The 17,170-nt window shown below is 73.8% G+C and carries 16 protein-coding genes; 4 read left to right on the top strand and 12 right to left on the bottom strand.

Annotated features, from left to right (window positions below; all coding sequences use genetic code 11):
* Positions 1-106 precede the first annotated feature (106 nt).
* Complete coding sequence (gene smpB, locus C6361_RS05540) at positions 107-649, top strand: SsrA-binding protein SmpB (RefSeq protein WP_234359565.1); 543 nt, start codon at positions 107-109, stop codon at positions 647-649.
* Between the two features lie 92 nt (positions 650-741).
* Here the strand turns inward: smpB and C6361_RS05535 are convergent, their stop codons facing one another.
* Positions 742-1,227 carry an FBP domain-containing protein gene (locus C6361_RS05535; RefSeq protein WP_107256093.1) on the bottom strand — a complete coding sequence of 162 codons (486 nt, stop codon included), beginning with the start codon at positions 1,225-1,227 and terminating at the stop codon, positions 742-744.
* A gap of 60 nt (positions 1,228-1,287) precedes the next feature.
* On the opposite strand from C6361_RS05535, the gene C6361_RS05530 reads away from it, so the two are divergent.
* Positions 1,288-1,893: a TetR/AcrR family transcriptional regulator gene (locus C6361_RS05530; protein ID WP_107266988.1), complete on the top strand. Its 606-nt coding sequence runs from the start codon at positions 1,288-1,290 to the stop codon at positions 1,891-1,893.
* Between the two features lie 143 nt (positions 1,894-2,036).
* Positions 2,037-3,590: a GDSL-type esterase/lipase family protein gene (locus C6361_RS05525; protein ID WP_234359345.1), complete on the top strand. Its 1,554-nt coding sequence runs from the start codon at positions 2,037-2,039 to the stop codon at positions 3,588-3,590.
* Between the two features lie 95 nt (positions 3,591-3,685).
* On the opposite strand, the gene C6361_RS05520 is transcribed toward C6361_RS05525, so the two are convergent.
* The gene (locus tag C6361_RS05520) at positions 3,686-4,714 is read right to left on the bottom strand and encodes a phosphotransferase family protein (RefSeq protein ID WP_107266986.1); all 1,029 of its coding nucleotides are present in this window, start codon (positions 4,712-4,714) and stop codon (positions 3,686-3,688) included.
* A 230-nt stretch (positions 4,715-4,944) separates the two neighbouring features.
* Here C6361_RS05520 and C6361_RS05515 point away from each other — a divergent pair, with 230 nt between their 5' ends.
* The gene (locus C6361_RS05515; RefSeq protein ID WP_234359344.1) at positions 4,945-5,268 is read left to right on the top strand and encodes a hypothetical protein; all 324 of its coding nucleotides are present in this window, start codon (positions 4,945-4,947) and stop codon (positions 5,266-5,268) included.
* 23 nt (positions 5,269-5,291) lie between these two features.
* Here C6361_RS05515 and C6361_RS05510 read toward each other — a convergent pair whose 3' ends face one another.
* The 10 genes from C6361_RS05510 to C6361_RS05465 form a co-directional block, all read right to left on the bottom strand.
* Positions 5,292-7,013: a metallophosphoesterase gene (locus tag C6361_RS05510; RefSeq protein WP_107266985.1), complete on the bottom strand. Its 1,722-nt coding sequence runs from the start codon at positions 7,011-7,013 to the stop codon at positions 5,292-5,294.
* A 120-nt stretch (positions 7,014-7,133) separates the two neighbouring features.
* On the bottom strand, positions 7,134-8,156 hold the full coding sequence (locus C6361_RS05505) for a hypothetical protein (protein ID WP_107266984.1): 1,023 nt from the start codon (positions 8,154-8,156) through the stop codon (positions 7,134-7,136).
* Positions 8,157-8,197: 41 nt separating this feature from the next.
* On the bottom strand, positions 8,198-8,794 hold the full coding sequence (locus C6361_RS05500) for a hypothetical protein (protein ID WP_107256088.1): 597 nt from the start codon (positions 8,792-8,794) through the stop codon (positions 8,198-8,200).
* Positions 8,795-8,807: 13 nt separating this feature from the next.
* Positions 8,808-9,683 (bottom strand): hypothetical protein, encoded by an 876-nt coding sequence (locus tag C6361_RS05495; RefSeq protein WP_107266983.1) that lies wholly within the window; start codon positions 9,681-9,683, stop codon positions 8,808-8,810.
* Positions 9,684-9,704: 21 nt separating this feature from the next.
* Positions 9,705-10,991 (bottom strand): MCE family protein, encoded by a 1,287-nt coding sequence (locus C6361_RS05490; RefSeq protein ID WP_107266982.1) that lies wholly within the window; start codon positions 10,989-10,991, stop codon positions 9,705-9,707.
* Entirely contained in the window at positions 10,988-12,571 is a 1,584-nt protein-coding gene (locus C6361_RS05485) for an MCE family protein (protein WP_107266981.1), read from the bottom strand. The genes C6361_RS05490 and C6361_RS05485 overlap by 4 nt, the downstream gene beginning before the upstream one ends.
* Positions 12,568-13,821 (bottom strand): MCE family protein, encoded by a 1,254-nt coding sequence (locus tag C6361_RS05480; protein WP_107266980.1) that lies wholly within the window; start codon positions 13,819-13,821, stop codon positions 12,568-12,570. The genes C6361_RS05485 and C6361_RS05480 overlap by 4 nt, the downstream gene beginning before the upstream one ends.
* A complete protein-coding gene (locus tag C6361_RS05475) occupies positions 13,821-14,804 on the bottom strand; it encodes an MCE family protein (RefSeq protein ID WP_107266979.1) in 984 nt (327 codons plus the stop codon). Before C6361_RS05475 ends, C6361_RS05480 begins: the two co-directional genes overlap by 1 nt.
* Positions 14,801-15,835 carry an MCE family protein gene (locus tag C6361_RS05470; protein ID WP_107266978.1) on the bottom strand — a complete coding sequence of 345 codons (1,035 nt, stop codon included), beginning with the start codon at positions 15,833-15,835 and terminating at the stop codon, positions 14,801-14,803. Before C6361_RS05470 ends, C6361_RS05475 begins: the two co-directional genes overlap by 4 nt.
* Positions 15,832-17,169: an MCE family protein gene (locus C6361_RS05465; protein WP_199853255.1), complete on the bottom strand. Its 1,338-nt coding sequence runs from the start codon at positions 17,167-17,169 to the stop codon at positions 15,832-15,834. Before C6361_RS05465 ends, C6361_RS05470 begins: the two co-directional genes overlap by 4 nt.
* Position 17,170 lies beyond the last annotated feature (1 nt).

Below are 17,170 nucleotides of genomic sequence, written 5' to 3'. Positions count from 1 at the left end.
CCGTCGATCCGGTGCTGACCTGGTGCGTATAGTCTGGCTGCCCGGTGCGGCCGGGCGGCCCGGGCAGCCGGGTCGAGACGCTGCGGAGACACTCTGCGGAGACCCTCTGCGGGGAGACGCTGCGGAGAGACGCTGGGAGGTCGTCGCGTCCAGGGAAGCCGAGCGCAGGCTCATCGCCTCGAACAAGAAGGCGCGGCACGAATATGCCGTCCTGAAGACGTACGAGGCGGGGATCGTGCTGCGTGGCACCGAGGTCAAGTCGCTGCGGGCCGGGCAGGCGTCGCTGGTCGACGCGTTCGCCCAGGAGCGCGACGGTGAACTCTGGCTCTACGGGCTGCACATCGCGGAGTACGCCTACGGGACCTGGACGAACCACCAGCCGAAGCGGATGCGGAAGCTGCTGCTGCGGCGAGTGGAGATCAACAAGATCCTGGACCGGATCCGCGATCCCGGGCTGACCCTGGTGCCGCTGGCACTCTATTTCTCGAACGGCTGGGCCAAGGTCGAACTCGGCGTCGCCCGAGGCAAGCGGTCCTACGACAAGCGCCAGGCGCTGGCCGAACGGGACGCCAACCGGGAGATCGCCCGGGAGTTGGGGCGGCACCTCAAGGGCATCTCCCAGCGGCAGCGGACGCCCCGTCGCTCCTGACCCGCCGGCTCGGCCGACCGGCGTCGCCGTGGGTCGGTTCGACGTCAGCCCGGCCGGCCGTTTCGCCCGGGGTCAGCTCGGTTTCGGTCGGGTCAGCCGTTGACCCGGGCGAGGAAGGCGGCGAGGCTGGCCGTGGTGCGTTCGATCTTCTCCGCCAGCGTGATCGTCTCGTCGAGGCGCCGCCCGGCGTCCTTCTTCCCGCGCAGATAGAGCGAGCAGGCCAGGTCGGTGCAGAGGTAGGCGCCGACCGAGTTGCCCTGCCGGCCCTCCCGCCCGGCCTTGCGGGCGGTCATCAGCGAGACGCCGTTCCCGGTGTGGGTGGTCAGGCAGAGCGAGCACATGCTGCGCCGGACCCGCCCAGTCTGCGGCGCCACCCGCAGCGCGACGCCGACGAGCCCGCCGCCGGACTCGGCGACCAGGTAGGCCCGCTCGTCGGCGGCGGGGTCCCGCCAGCCGAAGAACTCGAGGTCGGCCCAGGCGCGCTCGTCTAGGTCCCTCGGCACCGTGAGACGCTTCGCCTCGCCCTTGGTGCAGTTGACGAAGGAGGCGCGGATGGCGGACTCGGTCAGGGGTACCATAGGGACCAGCCTAATACCTCTAGGCAAATATACGACGATCCTAGGCGTGAGGTGTGGCACATGACGCGTGCGGGGCTCACCGCCGAGCGGCTGACTCGGGCGGCGGCGGAGCTGGCCGACGAGGTCGGCTTCGAGAACGTGACCATCTCGGCGCTCGCCCGCCACTTCGGCGTCAAGGACGCCAGCCTCTACTCCCATGTCCGCAACGCCCGCGACCTGCGGGTCAGGGTGGCCGCACTGGCCCTGACGGAACTCGCCGACCGGGCCGCCGCCGCACTCGCCGGTCGCGCCGGCCGGGACGCGCTGGCGGCCTTCGCCGACACGTACCGGAACTACGCGAAACAACACCCCGGCAGATACTCGGCGGCGCAGCTCGAACTCGACCCGCAGACGGACACGGTCGCCGCCGACGCGGCCCGCCGGCACGCCGAGCTGACCCGGGCAATCCTGCGCGGCTACCGGCTGGCCGAGCCGGACCAGACCGATGCGGTACGCATGCTGAACAGCACCTTCCACGGTTACGTGAGCCTTGAGCGGGCCGGCGGATTCCGGCACCACCCCCGCCCGGTCGACGACTCCTGGGCCAGGACGGTGGATGCCGTCGACGCCGTGCTGCGAAACTGGCCGGCGCCGGTGAGCGCCGCAGACCAGAAGCCGCCCGGGTAACCCTCGCGTCCCGGGGGTGGGCGATGGCGGCCCCTATATTTGTCCGCAGCCGAAACCCCCGCCGCTCCCGATGCCCGGCAGCAGCGGCGTGCGGGGGAGACCGCGACAGAAGCCGGAGGTGGCCGTTGCTCAGCCTGGTGACGGTGGGAATCCGCACCGCCCTGCTCGTCGCCGGCTCGTCCGGTGCCGCCGCCGTGAGCGAACCTACGGCGGTGGCCGACCCCGCGACCGAACCCGAGGCGGTAGCCGAACCCGCGACCGCGACCGAACCCGAGGCGGTGGCCGAGCCGGCGACCGAACCCGAGGCGGTGGCCGAGCCGGCGACCGCGACCGAACCCGAGGCGATCGCCGAACCCGTGACCGTGGCCGAACCTGCGGCGGTGGCCGAGCCCGCGACCGTGGCCGAACCCGCGGCGGTGCCCGCGCCCGGGGGAGTTCCCGACCGGGCGGGGCCGGGCGAACCGGGTGAGGTCGTCGCGGCAGAGCCGACCGGTCGCGCCGACGGCGGCCGGGTCGGGCAGCGCTGGGCGACGAGCTGGGCGTCGATGCCGCAGCTCGCCGAGCCGGAGAACATGCCGCCGCCACCCTTCACCGAGCCCGACCGGATGCTGGCCGACAGCACGCTCCGGCAGACCGTCCGGGTGTCGGTGGCCGGGTCGCGGATCCGGCTGCGCCTCTCCAACGCCTTCGGCGGGGCGCCGCTGCCGGTCACCGCCGCCACGGTCGCGCTGCCGGAGGGCGGCCGGGCCGGGGTCAGCGCGATCCAGCCCGGCAGCGCGCGGCCGGTGACCTTCAGCGGCCGGGCGTCGGTGACCGTACCGGTGGGTGCGCAACTTGTCTCCGACCCGGTCGACATCGCCGTACCGGCCCGCGCCAACCTGACCGTGACGCTCTATCTCGGGCCGGGACAGGCATCGGACCGGATCACCGCGCACCCCGGCTCCCGGACCACCTCCCACCTGCTGCGCGGCAACCACGTCGCGGCGTCGACGCTGCCCGGTGCCACCCCGGTCGACCACTGGTACCTGCTCAGCGCGCTGGAGGTGCCGGCCGGGCCCGGCACCCGGGTCGCGGTGCTGCTCGGCGACTCGTTGACCGACGGGCGGGGTTCCACCACCAACGGCAACGACCGCTGGCCGGACCAACTCGTGGACCGGCTGCACGGCCACGACCGAACCCGGGACGTCGCGGTGCTGAACCAGGCGGCCGGCGGCAACCGGGTACTCGCCGACGGGCTCGGACCTAACGCGCTGGCCCGGCTGGACCGGGACGTACTGGCGCAGAGCGGCGTCGCCTGGCTCGTGGTGTTCGAGGGGGTCAACGACATCGGCACCGCCGAGGCCACCGAGGCCGCCCAGCGGGCGGTCGCCGACGACCTGCTCACCGCGTACGACCAGATCGTCACCCGGGCGCACGCACAGGAGATCCTCGTGTACGGCGCCACGCTGACCCCGTTCGGCGGCAACCCGGACTACGACGATCCGACCGGGCTCCGGGAGGCGACTCGACAGGCGGTCAACCGGTGGATCCGCGGCAGCGGCCGGTTCGACGCCGTGATCGACTTCGATCGGGCCGTACGGGATCCGGCGGACCCCCGGCGACTGTTGCCGGCCGCCGACACCGGCGACCACCTGCACCTCAACCCGACCGGTTACCGGCTGCTCGCCGACGCCGTCCCGGCCCGGCTGTTCCACTGAACGGTGCGCCGTGACCCGGATCAGTCGATCCGCAGGCTGACCGGGGCCGGCCCGAGATCACTCGACTCGCGCCCTGACCGGCCGGCCGGCCCGGATCAGTCGACTCGCGCCCTGACCGGGGCCGGTTCCGGGATGAGCGCCTCCAGCCAGGCGGCCGGCGCCGTCGTGTGCTCGGGGGCGATCAGCGCCGGACCGCCGAGTGCCCGCTGCCAGTCGGGCGCGGTCGCGCCGCGCAGTGCCCGCTGCCAGGAGACCGCCCGGCCGACCTTCGCGACCCGCAGCGCCAACCGGACCGAGTGGCGCAGGTCGGCACGGTCCCGGAGATCGGTCCAGGGTTCCAGGTAGGCGTCCCGGAGCCGGGACAGCTCCGGACCCGCCGGGTCCACGCCGAGCTGGTCGGCGGCGACGTTCAGCGCCACGAGCAGGCTGCCGAACGGGTGCGCCAGGCAGGCGTCGCCCCAGTCGAAGAAGCGCATTCCGGCGGCGCCGACGAAGACGTTGCCGTCGTGCAGGTCGTCGTGCTGGATCGACGCCGGCAGCCCGTCGGCGTCAAGGTCGGCGCACCAACTGTCGTACTCGGGCAAGAGCGCGACCAGCGCGGCCCGGTGTGGCTCCGCGAGCCGGACCGTCGGATCGGCCAGCAGCCCGGCCAGCGCGGCCGGCATCCGGGCCGGGCGGAGGTCCGGCACGCCGAGCCGGACCAGCCGGTCGGCGTGCGGGGCCATCGCGCGCTGAAGACCGGCGTACGTCCGCAGCAGCTCCGCCCAGCGGGCCGGGTCGGGCCGCCCGGTCAGCTCCCGCAGGATCGTCCCGCCGTCCGGCCCGAGAAACCAGCCCCGGCCCCGGTCCACCGCCAGCGGCGCCACGACCAGCTCCGGCACCAACTCCGCCAGCGCCTCGACCACCCCCGCCTCGAAGGCGTTGGTCGGCACGTTCGCCTTGAACCACATCCGACCGGCGCTGGTCTCCACCCGCCGCACGATCGACCAGGCGCGCACCCGGACGGACTGGACCGGGGCGGTGGCGGCGATGCCCCGCTCGGCCAGCCGATCCGTGATCCAGGCGTCGCTCTCGGCCCGCCAGCCGGCGTCGAGCCGGTCCTCCGCCGAGGTCTCTGCCGTCACGCCGTCACGCTAGTGCCCGGCGGCCGGAGCAGACATCCGCTTTTTCGACGCCCCGGGCTGGTGGCGGCTGGCTGCTGCTCTCCGGCCGGAAATGCCGTATTCGGCCCACCATGCCGCAGACCAGGACATCCGCCGGTCCGGTACGGCCACCGGCTGCGCCGGGGCCTCGCCCGGCGGCCCCGGACGGCTCCGACGAGTAGCGGAGCAACGGTTCGGGTATGGATCGCGGCATGAGTGAAGAGACGAGTGACCGGGTCGAGAACCGGGCCGCCCACCTGCTCCCGGAGGAACGCTCCGTGGGCAGCGACGACCCGGAGGCGCAGGCGGCGGCGGTACTGGCCGACTCGGACCGGCGCGAGGCGGGGGCGGCGGTGCTGGCCGAGTCCGATCCGAGGACGACGGAGTCGGAACGCCGCGTCGCCGAGGCGGCGGCCGCCCCGGACTCGTTCCTGGAACGGCGTACCTCGGAGGACACGGTGACCCCGGACGGGAGCGTGGCACCGGAGCAGACCGCCGCGTCCGGGCAGGCGGCGACCCCGGAGCCGCCGGACTGACGGCCGGTCGGGGTGCCGGGGGATCAGGTCAGCGGGAACTCGTCGAAGAGCAGCACCGGGGCGTCCGGGTCGCGGGTGTCGAACCGATAGGACCGGACCACCCCGGCCGTCGAGTCCAGGACCGAGAAGACCGTGATGTCGTCGCTCGCCACGTAGGGCAGCGGGGCACCGGTCGGCCCGGTCAACGGCGCGACCGTCGGGACGACCGGCTCCAGCCCGCCCGGATCACCCTGCCGGACGTGGTCCGGCCCCGCCGGCAGGTTCCGGGCGGCACCGGACGACACGTCGTACGCGCCGTAGCTGTTGCCGACGTTCGAGGTCTCCAGCCAGTTGACCCCGGCCGGATTCCGGAACCGGTTCCACAGGTGCGCGTGACCGTTGTGCACCAGGTGCACGCCGGTGGCGCAGAAGAGCGGTTCGAGGTCGCGCAGGATGTGGTCCTCGGCCAGCGGGTACGCGTACCGCACCGCGCTGACCGCACCGGTGGCCGGGTCGCGCTCGACCGTCGGCACCGGATCGGTGAACGGCGGTGTCGAGTTGTCGCCGAGCCCGTGACCGGGATGGTGGAACATCACCACCCGGTACCGCGCCGCGCGGGCCTCGGCCGAGGTCAGCTCCTGCGCCAGCCAGCGGTACTGCGCGGAGTCCCGGTGCACCGGCTCGAAGATGAACTGGCCGTGCCCCCACCGTTCCGGGTGGGCCAGGTCGGCCACGTCCTCCTGGAACTTGCCCCGCCCGACCGGTACGTGCGGGCGCCAGATCGACGTGACGAAGAGCGTCACCAGGTGCACGTCGCCGATCGTCCGGGACCACCAGCGGGGGCCGCCCGCCGCACTGCGCGGGTACGGGAAGAGTTCCTCGTACGTCGTGACGTCCCAGGACCGCCGGCACAGTTCCGCCTCGTCCAGCTCGTTCGACTCGTCCAACTCGTTCGGGCCGTCGGCCCGGCATCGCTCGCGGGCCACGTCCCTCGGCTGCGGGTCGTTGAACTGGCTGTCCAGGCTGGCCGTCTCCGACCACCGGCCCATCACCTCGTGGTTGCCGATCGCCGGGAAGATCGGGGTGTGCTGCAACAGCGGGGCACCCCGGTAGGTCCGGCCGGCGATCGGTGTCTCCGCCCGCCCCGTCATGCCGGCGAAGAAGGCGGGACCGGTGGCCGCGTCGAACCAGTCGCTGGCCCGGTCGCCGACGTTGACCATGTCGCCGGCCATCAGCACCCCGTCCAGCCGTACGCCGACGGTCTCGGCCACCTTCTCCAGGTTGGCCGCCGTCATCGCCTTGAGCTGGTGGTCGCTGCTCAGCAGCAGCCGTACCCCCGCCCCGGCCGGCGCCGCCGGAGCCAGCGAGTAGACCGCCGTGACGGTGACCCGGTCCGGACCGTACGGGGCGACCACCCGGTACGGCGTGCGGCCGGGCGCCAGCCCGGTGACCCGGGCCAGGTGCCGGTACACCGGTCGGCGGGTCGGCGCCGGATAGCTCCGCCCCGGCACCCGGGACCCGGCGTCCTCCCGGGTACGGGAGAGCGGGTGGGTCTGTGCCACGAACCGCCGCCACCCGGGGCCGGACGGCTGGTCGCCGGAGGCGGCGTCCCAAGCCTGCCGGGGCGACATCCCGGCCACCGCCGGGCCGACCAACACGAACCCGCCGGTGCCGGGCTCCTCGGTGTGCCAGGCGACCCAGACACCGTCCCGGTCCGGATCGAGCAGGTACGGCTCGCAGAGCAGCGGCGCGGAGTACTGCGTCATCGCACGTGATCTTCCGTCATCGCGGACAGTCAACCATCCGGTGCCGGTCCGGCGCGGGTCCGGTCCGGCCCCCGCCGTCCCGATCTGTCTGGCTGCGGGTGCATGGCCCGGCGGCGGGGGTCAGCCGAGCGGGTCCCAGTGGCTCGCGTAGCGGAGCAGGGACTGGGCGAGGTCGGGGTGGCTGCCCGCCCACAGGTCGTCGAAGAAGAACCACTGCTGGTAGCCGAAGACCTCGTCGGTGTACATCGCCAGCTGGGCCAGGTGTGCCGAGACGAGCAGCAGCGACCGGTCCGGGTGCGCGTCGGCGGGCATCGGCGGCAGTGCCGCCCGGCGCGCGGCGACCGGATCGGTGTCGTCGGCGCCGTCGGGCAGCTCGGGCCAGGGCTCCCAGATCGGTCCGTGGAAGCCCGGCCACTCCACGGCCCGGCGCAGCGCCGGCTCGATCGACTCGTCCGCCGGGTCGAGCAGCAGCGCCAGCACCTTCAACTCCGGCGGCCAGTCCGGGTCCGGCCGCCCCGGCGCGACGAGCCCGGCCCGCAGCCGCGCGGCGAACCCCGGCAGGCGTACCCCGGGGAACACCTGTGCCGGGGTGGTGGCGATCGACGCGCCGTCGTAGAAGGTCAGCAGCACCGCGTAGGTGGCGCCGGCACCTCCGGCGGGCGGCATCGCCGGCTGGGTGGGAACCGCTGGCACGAAGGCGGTGTCGGGGCTCTCCGGCGCGGTGACCTCGGCGGGCAGCGGCCACGACTGGAACAGGTAGGCCAGCCGGTCCGGCGCGGCGGCCGGCGCCTCGTCGTCGAGGAGGAAGTACGCCAACTCGACCTCGTCGTCGTCGGTGTACGCCCGCACGGAGTGCTCGGTGACCCGCAGGTGGGTCTCCGGCTCACCTTCGAGGTAGAGGTGCTCGCGCAGCAGGTCGTGGAGTTCCCGCCAGTCGCGCGGCGGGTCGAGCTGCCGCCGCACCGCCTCCTCGAAGATCGAATCCAGCCCGTAGACGTCGACGCCGAGCTGCTCCTCGACCCACTCCTCCGGGTCCTCGACGGTCCAGCCCCGACGGAACCAGTCCAGCACCCCCACCCCCGGCAGGTGGCGGACGTGCTTGCTCAGCGGCCCCTCGTAGTGGGAGCGGTAGACGAAGTACACGCTCGGGATGATGCAGCACGGCACCGACATTCCCGTACGGGTCAGATGGCGGTGGCCCGGGCCACCTTCCACTCGCCGCCGACCCGGTGCAGTTCGAGGACGACCCGGTTCTGGTCGACCTTCTCGCCGTCGGTGTTGGCGTTGCGCCGGTACTGGTTCAGATAGACCAGCAGCTCCACCTCGGCCGACTCCGCCCGGATCACCCCGCTGGCGGAGACCTCCGCGAGCACCACCGCCTGCTCGGCGACGGCCGTCGACTTCAGCGCCGAGGTCGTCTCGGCGTACTCGTCGGCGAAGGCGCCGGTCACGAAGGCCCGCCCGTTCGCCACGCTGGCGTCGAAGCTGCGGTAGTCGTAGGAGAAGATCGCCTTGGCGGCCGGACCGGCGGTGGCGAGCGCCTGGCGTACCGCCGAGTCGCGTTCCTCGGCCCGATGGTGGGCGTACCAGGCGGTGCCGGCGGCTGCGGCCGCGAGCACGGTGGCGACCGCGAGGGCGAGGTGCAGGCGGCTGCCGGCGTAACGGCGGCGCCGCGCCGGGGCAGCCTCGCCGCCCCGTTCCGCGCCGTCGGCCGCCGGCTCCTCGCCGGTACGGCGTCCGGGGCGCAGCCGTCGGGCCAGCGTGGCGATGGACGATCGCATCGGAGAACTCCTCTCAGCCGACGAACTGGAGCCGGGAGACCAGCCAGGTGTCGGAGTCGCCATCCCTGGTCAGGTCGACCTGGATCCGGTAGTGCGCGGGCCGCCCGTCCGGGGCGTTCACGTTCTTGACGGTCGCGTCCATCGCCACCAGTACCACCGCGTGGCGGCGGTCGCCGGAGAGCAGGCCGGCGCGCAGCACCGTACCCCTGGACTCGACCTTGTTTTCGAGCACCGCTTCCCGGACCTTGGCCTGGCCCCGGACGAACTCCTCCTTGAACTCCCCGGTGGCGCCGGCGGTGATCCGCTGGAGGTCAGTGTCCACACTGGAGGCGCTGACCGAGACGAAGTTGACCGTGGTCTGCCGTGCGGCGGCCAGGGCCTGCCCGTGGGCCCGCTCGACCGCCCTCTCCTCCCACCAGCGATAGCCGAAGACCCCGGCCAGGGCGAGTGCCGCACAGAGCGCGGCGACGAGCGCGACCGTGGTGCCGAGCCGCCGCCCGGAGCCCTTCCGCCCGCCGTTCACCGCGTCCTCGGTCGAGCCCGGGTCGCCCGTCGAAGCCGCCCTACCGGTGCCGGCCGCCGTTTCGGTCGAACCCGGCTCGTCCGTCGCGCTGCTCCGCTCGGTCTCCGGCTTCTCCGCCGGCTCCTGGTCGAGCCGTTCGAGGATCTCCTCCACCGGGTCCTTGGCGGCGGCCGGGACCCGCCGGGTCACCGTACGCCGGGTCGCCGCCCGTCCGCCCCGGGCCGGCTGCCGCGTCCCGTCGCCCGACCGCCGTGTCCCGCCGGCCGGAGCCCGTCCGGTCGGCTGCCGGGGTACGTCCGGGGTGCTCGGATCGGCCGCTGCCGTGCCCTTCACCAGTTTCAACCTGCGTTCCTCACCGCTGCGCATCGGTCGGCTCCTCGGGATCGGTCACGGCGCGAGGCCGGCGAGTAGGAGTTGCTTCCAGGACTGGTCGCCGGCGAGCTGGTACTGCCCACCGGTCGAGCCGAAGGAGAGCGGTCCGCCGGCCGGACCCAGCGCGACCCCGGTCGCCGGGTCGTAGCCGGCGACCGTGGCCGGGGAGACCGGCGGGGCGTCCTCGGCCGGTTCGACCGGCTCCGGCAGCGCCGGGCCGCCGGGCCGGGGCGGCGCCGGGTCCGTGCCGCCGGGGCGGGGCGCCGCCGCGTTGCCCCGGACGCTGGAACCTCGGGCCGCCTCCGCCGACGTGCAGCGGGTCGACCCGTGGTAGACGCAGGCGGGCGGATCGGCGATGTTCACCACGAGTCCGAAGTGCACCGTGCCGTCGCCGGGGGTGACGGTGAACGCGCCGTCGACCACCAGCGGATAGACCACCAGCAGTTGCTCGATGCCGGGCAGCCGCCGGGCGGCCACCCCGTTCACCGCGACCAGGTTGCCCAGCAGGGTGCCGATCGACGGGTCCAGGTCGCGGAGCAGGCCGACGAGTTCGGTCGCGGCGGGCGGCCCGTCGGCGAGGATCCGCCGCAGGTCCGGATCGGCTGCCCGGACCGTCTCGGCGAGCCGGGCCAGCCCGTCCGCCCAGCGGCGCAGCGCTTCGGCGGACTCCTGCTGGGTACGCAGCACCGTGCGCCCGTCCCGGATCAGCGTCACCGTCTCCGGCAACCGCAGGGTCGCCTCGGCCAGCAGTGCGCCGCTCGCGTCGAGGATCCGGCGCAGTGCCGCCTCGTTCCCCTCGAAGGCGACGCCCAGCTCGTCGATCACCACCGCCAGGTCGTCCGGGTCGATGGAACGGACCAGCGAGTCCAGGTTGGCCAACAGGGTCTCCGGGGCCAGCGGGGTGCCGGTACGGTCCCGGGGGATCACCGCGCCCGCCGGCAGGTATGGCCCGCCGTCGCGTTCGGGGCGCAGGTCGACGTACTGCTCACCGACGGCGGAACGCTGCGAGACCACCGCGCGCAGCGCGTCGGGTACCCGTACTCCCTCGTCGAGCCGGAGGGTGACCCGGACCGCCCCGTCGTGCAGGTCGACCGCCTCGACCCGGCCGACCGGGACACCCCGATAGCTGACCGACGCGTTCGGGAAGATGCCCCCGGCGTCGGCGAAGTCGGCGTGCAGCAGATAGCCGTGCCCGAGCAGCCGGTCGCCGAGCCCGACGTAACGTACCGCGACGTAGCTGATCCCGAGCACGCTGACCAGCAGGAACGCCAGTACCTGGAGCCGGGCGGTACGTCCGATCATCGCAGCAACCCCCCGCCGAGTACGTCGAGCAGCCCGCCGGTCCGCCCGTTCGTCGCCCCGTCCGGCGGGGGCAGCAGGCAGCCGGGGGAGAGGATGGCGCCCAGCGGCAGTTTGGTGCCGGGCGGGAAGACGGTGCCCGGCGGCACCACCCCGCCGGGTGGCAGCAGCCCGCCCGGCGGCAGCAGCGACCCGGGCCGGAGCAGTTCACAGCCGGGCGGCAACTCGCACTCGGGCAGCAGCGGGGGCAGCCAGTCGATCGGCAGCAGTCCGCCGACCGGCAGGCAGATCGGTGGCAGTACCCCGGGCAGCAGCCGTCCCACCCCACCGCCCGGCCGCTCGTCGTCGTCACCGCCGCCGGGGCGTTGCCCGCCGCCGGTCGCACCGGGCCGGTTGCCCTTGGCGCCGCCGCCGGGCCGGGTCGCGTTCTTCGGCGGCGGTTTCGCCACCGGCTTGGCCGAGAAGAGGTTCGCCAGGATCGCCGCGGCGTCCAGGTCGGCGGTGACCGCCAGGTTGACGTAGTCGCCGACGATTGCCCCGGTGACGTTCGGCGGGAACGGGTACGACAGCATGAAGTCGAGCGACTTCGGCAGCGCGTCACCGGCCCGGACGAGCTGTTCGAGCGTCGGTTGCAGGGCCCGTACGCTCGCCACCAGATCCTCCCGGCTCTCGGTGACCACCCGGGAGCCCACCCGGCCCAGTTCGCCGAGGGCGGTGACCGCCGCGCTGAGCTGCTCCCGCTGCTCGGCGAGTACGGTGAGGCCGGGATCGAGGGCGGAGAGCGCGTCCCCGATCACGGCGCGTTGCCGGGCCAGCCGATCCGTCAGCCGGTCCAGCGCGTCCACCGCGCGGACCAGGTCCGCCTTCTGCCGGTCGAGCCCGGTCACGAAGGTGTCCAACTGGCGCAGTGCGTCCCGGGCGGCCGGCTCCCGGCCCTGCAACGCGGCGGCGAGTTCCTGGTTGATCGTCTTGAGTTGGGCCAGCCCGCCGCCGTTGAGCAGCAGCCCGAGCGCGGCGAGCACCTCCTCGACCTCGGCCGACCGTTTGGTCCGGACCAGCGGGATCACGGCGTCGTCGCCGAGTTGCCCGGCGGCCGGCTCGGTGACCGGGGCGGCCAGGGCGACGTACTTCTCGCCGAGCAGGCTGGTCTGCCGGACGGCGGCGGTGGCGTTGCCGGGCAGCCGCACGGTGCGGTCGATCCGGAGCCGCACCAGGGCGGTCCAGCCGCGCAGCGAGATCTCCTGCACGCTGCCCACGGTGACGTCGTTGACCTTGACGGCGGCCTGCGGCACCAGGTCGAGCACGTCGGCGAACTCGGCCGTGACCTGGTACGCCGGCCCGTTCGGCGCGCCGCCGGGCAGCGGCAGGTCGGCCAGCTCCGGGACGGTGCAGCCGGTCACCCCGAGCGTCGCCGCCAGCAGCGTCGCGACCGCCCGGCCCGCCGACCGTCCACCCCGGAACCCAGCCGCCGCACGAGCACCACGGAACCCGGTCGCCGGACGAGCGAAGCGGAGCCCGGTCGCCGAACGAGCGAAGCGGAACCCGGCCGTCGGACGAGTGCCGGGGGAGTCGGGCCGGTTCATCGGAGACCTCGCAGGATGCCGCCCAGCGTGCGGTCGAGCGACACCTCCGGCCCAGGCGCTCCCGGTGCGGGTGTGGGCCCGCCGGCATCGGCGGCCGGCGGTCGCGGTGTCGCGGGTGCGGGCTTGGCGGACGGCGGCAGGTTGAGCAGCTTGCGCAGCTCCTCCGGCAGCGGCAACCGCTTGAGCTGGAGGGTCTCGGCCAGCTCGAAGCAGCGCTTCGGCACCTTCGGCACCGGCAGCGCGTCGGCCAGGGTGGCGCAGACGTACGCGGCCGGGTCGTACGGCCCGAGCAGGTTGTCCCGGGTGTCCAGGGTGCCGGAGCGGGCGTTGTAGGCCAGGTTCAGGTTGGAGAGGGTCAGCGGCGCCACGTCCAGGATCTTGATCAGCGCCTTCTGCTGCCGGACCAGCACGTTCGTCACGTCCGCCAGCGCCTCCACATTGGATTTCAGCAGCGCCCGGTTCTCCCGGACGAACCGGGTCACCTCGCCGAGCGCGGTCGCGAGGTTGCGCAGCGCGGCGGCCAGGTCGTCCCGTTCGGCGGCGAGCTGGCCGGCCACGTCGGCGAGCCGGGAGTTGAACGCGCGCACCTGCTGGTCGCTGCGGGCCAGCGCGGTGGTGAACCGTTGCAGGTTCGCCACCGTGCCGAAGAGGTCCTGCCGCCCCTCGGCGAGGGTGTCCAGCGCCTGGGAGAGCCCGTCCAGGGTGTCGTGCAGGTTGTCACCGTTGCCGGCCAGGTTGGCCCGGGCGGTGCCGAGCAGGTCGTCCAGCGCGCCGTCGGCGTTGGCGCCGTCCGGGCCGAGCGCCCGGTTGAACTCGTCGAGCGACCGGTAGATGTCGTCGATCTCCATCGGCGCCATCGTCCGGTCCACCGGCAGCACGGCGCCGTCGGGCAGTCGGGCGCCGCCGGAGTAGGCCGGGGTGAGCTGGACGTACCGGTCGCTGACCAGGCTCGGCGGCACGATCACCGCCGACGCGTCGGCCGGGATGTCGTGCTCGGCGTCGTAGCGCAGCTCCATCCGGACGGTACGCCCGACCGGCTCGATCGAGACGACCTCGCCGACCCGCACCCCGAGCACCCGTACGTCGGAGCCGGGGTGGATGCCGACCGCCCGGGTGAAGTGCGCGACCAGGGTCCGCTGCGGGGTGCCCTGGTGCAGCAGCACGAACGTGGCGGCGGCGGCCACCACCACGGTCACCCCGGCGGCGAGCAGTGCCCGGCGCCGGTTCGGCGGGGCGAGGAGCCGGCGCATCAGCGACCTCCCGTCGGCACGTACGGCTGGAGCAGCCCGCGCAGGTACGAGTCGAACCACCGCCCGTTGCCGAGCACGTTGGTGAAGGCGTCCAGGAACGGCCCCATCGTCTGCAACGTCCGCTCCAGGTCGTCGCGGTTGCGTTGCAGCGTCACCACCACCCCGCGCAACTGCCGCAGCGTCGGCTCCAGCGTGGTCCGGTTGTCGGCGACCAGCCCGGAGAGCTGGGTCGCCAGGTCCCGGGTGCCGACCAGCAGCTCGTGGATGGCGTCGCGTCGCCGGTGCACCTCGTCGAGCAGCAGCGTCCCGTCCGCGACCAGCCGACGGAACTCCTCGTCCCGGTTCGCCAGTACGTCGGTGACGCCCCGGGCCCGCTCCAGCAGCTCGCGCAGCTCGGCGTCCCGGCTGGCGACCGTGCGGGAGAGCCGGGAGAGCCCGTCCAGCGAGGAGCGGACGCTGCCGGGCGTGTCGGCGAAGGTCTCGGCGAGGGTGGTGAACGCGGTCGCCAACTGGCCGGTGTCGATCTCGTCGAGCGTGCCGGCCAGCCCGGTGACCGCCTGCATCACGTCGAACGGCGACGCGGTGCGGTGCAGCGGGATCTCCGCCTCCTCGGCCAGCCGACCAGGCCCGGCCGGGGCGAGTGCCAGATATTTCTGGCCGAGCACCGTCTTGATCCGGATGGTCGCACCGGTCTCCGTGCCGAGCCGCAGCTCGCCGTCGTCGATCCGGAACCGCACCCGGACGTACGGGCCGGTGCCGTTTCGGGCCAGGTCCACCTCGGTGACCTCGCCGACGCGTACCCCGGCGACCCGGACCTCGTTCCCCTCGGCCAGCCCGCTGGCGTCCCGGAACGCCGCCGCGTACGCCCGGTCGCCGAGCGCCGCGATGTCGTCGAGCCGGAACGCGGTCAGCAGCAGGCCGGTCAGCACCACCAGCCCGATCACGCCGACGGCGACGGGATTGCGTTCCCGGAACGGTTTCACCGGGCACCTCCTGATCCGGCGCAGCGGGCGGCCTGGGAGCTGAACGTCGCCGGGTTGACGGCCTGCCCGCCGAGGGCCAGCCGGCCGTCGAAGTCGCAGACGAAGAGGTTGAGCCAGGAGCCGTCCGAGGCGACCCGGGTCAGCGCCTCGTACCGGTCGGGCAGCCGGCCGAGGGTGCCGTCGATGACCGCCGCGTTCCGGTTGAGGGTGCCGGCGAGTTCGCCGAGTTCGGTCACGTCGGCGGCGAGCGCCGGCCGGGCGTCGACGAGCAGCGCGGCGGTGCTGCCGGTGAGTTTGCCGAGGTTGACCAGGGCGGCGCCGATCGCCTCGCGGTCGCCGGCCAGCCCGGAGACGAACTGCTGCAATGAGCGGATCGTCTGGTCGAGTTCGGCGTCCCGGGAGTCCAGGGTGGCCAGTACCGAGTTGAGGTTCGTCACCACCCGGCCGATCACCGCGTCCCGGTCGGCGAGGGTGTTGGTCAGCGAGGCGGTGTGCGCCAGCAGGCTGGAGACGGTACCGCCCTCGCCCTGGAGCACCTGGATGATCTCGTACGCCAGCTTGTTGACGTCCTGCGGGCTCAGCGCGGTGAAGAGTGGCCGGAACCCGTTGAAGAGGGTGGTCAGGTCGAGGGCCGGGGTGGTCTGGCCGATCGGGATCAGCCCGTCCGGGCGCAGCGGCGGTCCGCTGCCGGGGCCCTCGGCGAGCGCGACGTAACGCTGGCCGATCAGGTTGCGGTACCGGATCTTCGCCCGCACGGTGCTGCGGAGCGGCACCTCCTCGGTCAGCCGCAGGGTGACCTCGGCGACGGTGTCCTGCACCACCCGGATCTCGTCGACCTGGCCGACCCGGACCCCGGCGATCCGCACGTCGTCGCCGGGCAGCAGGCCGGTGACGTCGGTGAACCGGGCCCGATAGCTGGTGCCGCCGAACGAGAACGACCCGAGCGCGTGCCCGAGCACCCCGGTGAGCAGCAGCGTCACGGCGGCGAACGCGACCAGCTTGACCAGCGGCCCGACGGGTACCCGGCTCATTTGACGTTCACCACCGCTCCGCGCAGCAGCGGGCCCCAGAGCAGCACCGCGATGTCGGGCACCTGCACCGGCAGGGTGTCGGTGGCGGCCCCGATGATCGGCTTGAGCAGGTTCCGTTCCTCCTCGGTGCCGGCGGACCCCATCGTCGGTGGGTTGCCGGCGACCGGGGCATCACCGGTGCCGGTGGCAGTGGAGTTCGCCGGTGGCTTGCCGACCGGCAGCTTGACCGGGCCGGGGCGGGAGCCGCCGTGGTCGTAGCCGTCCTCGATCCGCACCTCGGGGGCGGGTGGGGTCGGGTTCGGCAGTTCCCGGCACTGTGGGCCGGTCGAGGCGGCGTACACCGGGGCGTCCCGGCCGGGCTGGTAGGCGCCGTTGTCCCGGGTCACCTCCAGCGTCACGTGCATCCGGCCGTTCCGGAACACCTCCTCGGCGCGCGGCTGCGCCCGCACCAGCCCCTGCATCAGGCACGGATATTCCGGCGAGTACGCGGCCAGCAGTTCCAGTACCGGCCGGCCCAGCTCGCCGAGCCGGACCACCTGGTCACCGTGCCGGTCCAGGAAGAGCCGGCCCACGTCGGCGGCGTCGGTCGACTCGGCGAGGAAGGCCGCGAGCTGGGTCCGCTGGTCGGCGACGGTCCGGGCGGTCGGGGTGACGTCGCGGAGGATGGCCAGCAGGTCCGGCAGGGCCGCGTCGTAGGAGTCCAGCACCGCCGCGAGCCGCCGGACGTCCTCGGTGAGCGTCGGCAGCTCGCGGTTGAGTTCGCTCAGGTAGTCGTCGAGGGTCTCCAGGGTCTGCCCGAGCTGCTCGCCGCGACCGTCCAGCGCGGTGGCCAGCGCGGCCAGGGTGCTGGCGAGCTTGTCGGGGCGGATCGACCGGAGCAGCGGCAGCGCCTCGTCGAGAACCCGTTCCAGCTCGACGCCGTTGCGGCTGCGGTCCTGGCTGATCACGGCACCGTCGCGCAGCGGGGCGGCGGTGGAGCCGGCCGGGGTGAGCAGCGCCACGTACCGCTCGCCGAAGAGGGTCTTCGGGAGCAGCCGGGCGGTGACGTCGGACGGCACCTGCCCGATTCGGTCCGGGTCGAGCGCGAGCCGCAGCCGGGCCCGCGCCCCGTCGCTGTCGACCTCGCGTACCTCGCCGATCGGCACGCCGCGCAGCTTCACCTCGGCACCGGGGCTGAGCTGCATCCCGGTCTGGGCGGTGTAGAGGGTCACCCGGGCGACCGGGGTGAAGACCTTGCGGTACTGCAACACGGCGAGCGTCAGCGCGGCGACGAGCACCACGACGAAGACGATGCCGAGGAAGCGCCGGCCCAGTGTCGATCCTCGCGTGTTCACC

Source organism: Plantactinospora sp. BC1 (assembly GCF_003030345.1).
Classification (GTDB): domain Bacteria; phylum Actinomycetota; class Actinomycetes; order Mycobacteriales; family Micromonosporaceae; genus Plantactinospora.
This window is presented reverse-complemented; position numbering and strand designations above follow the sequence as displayed.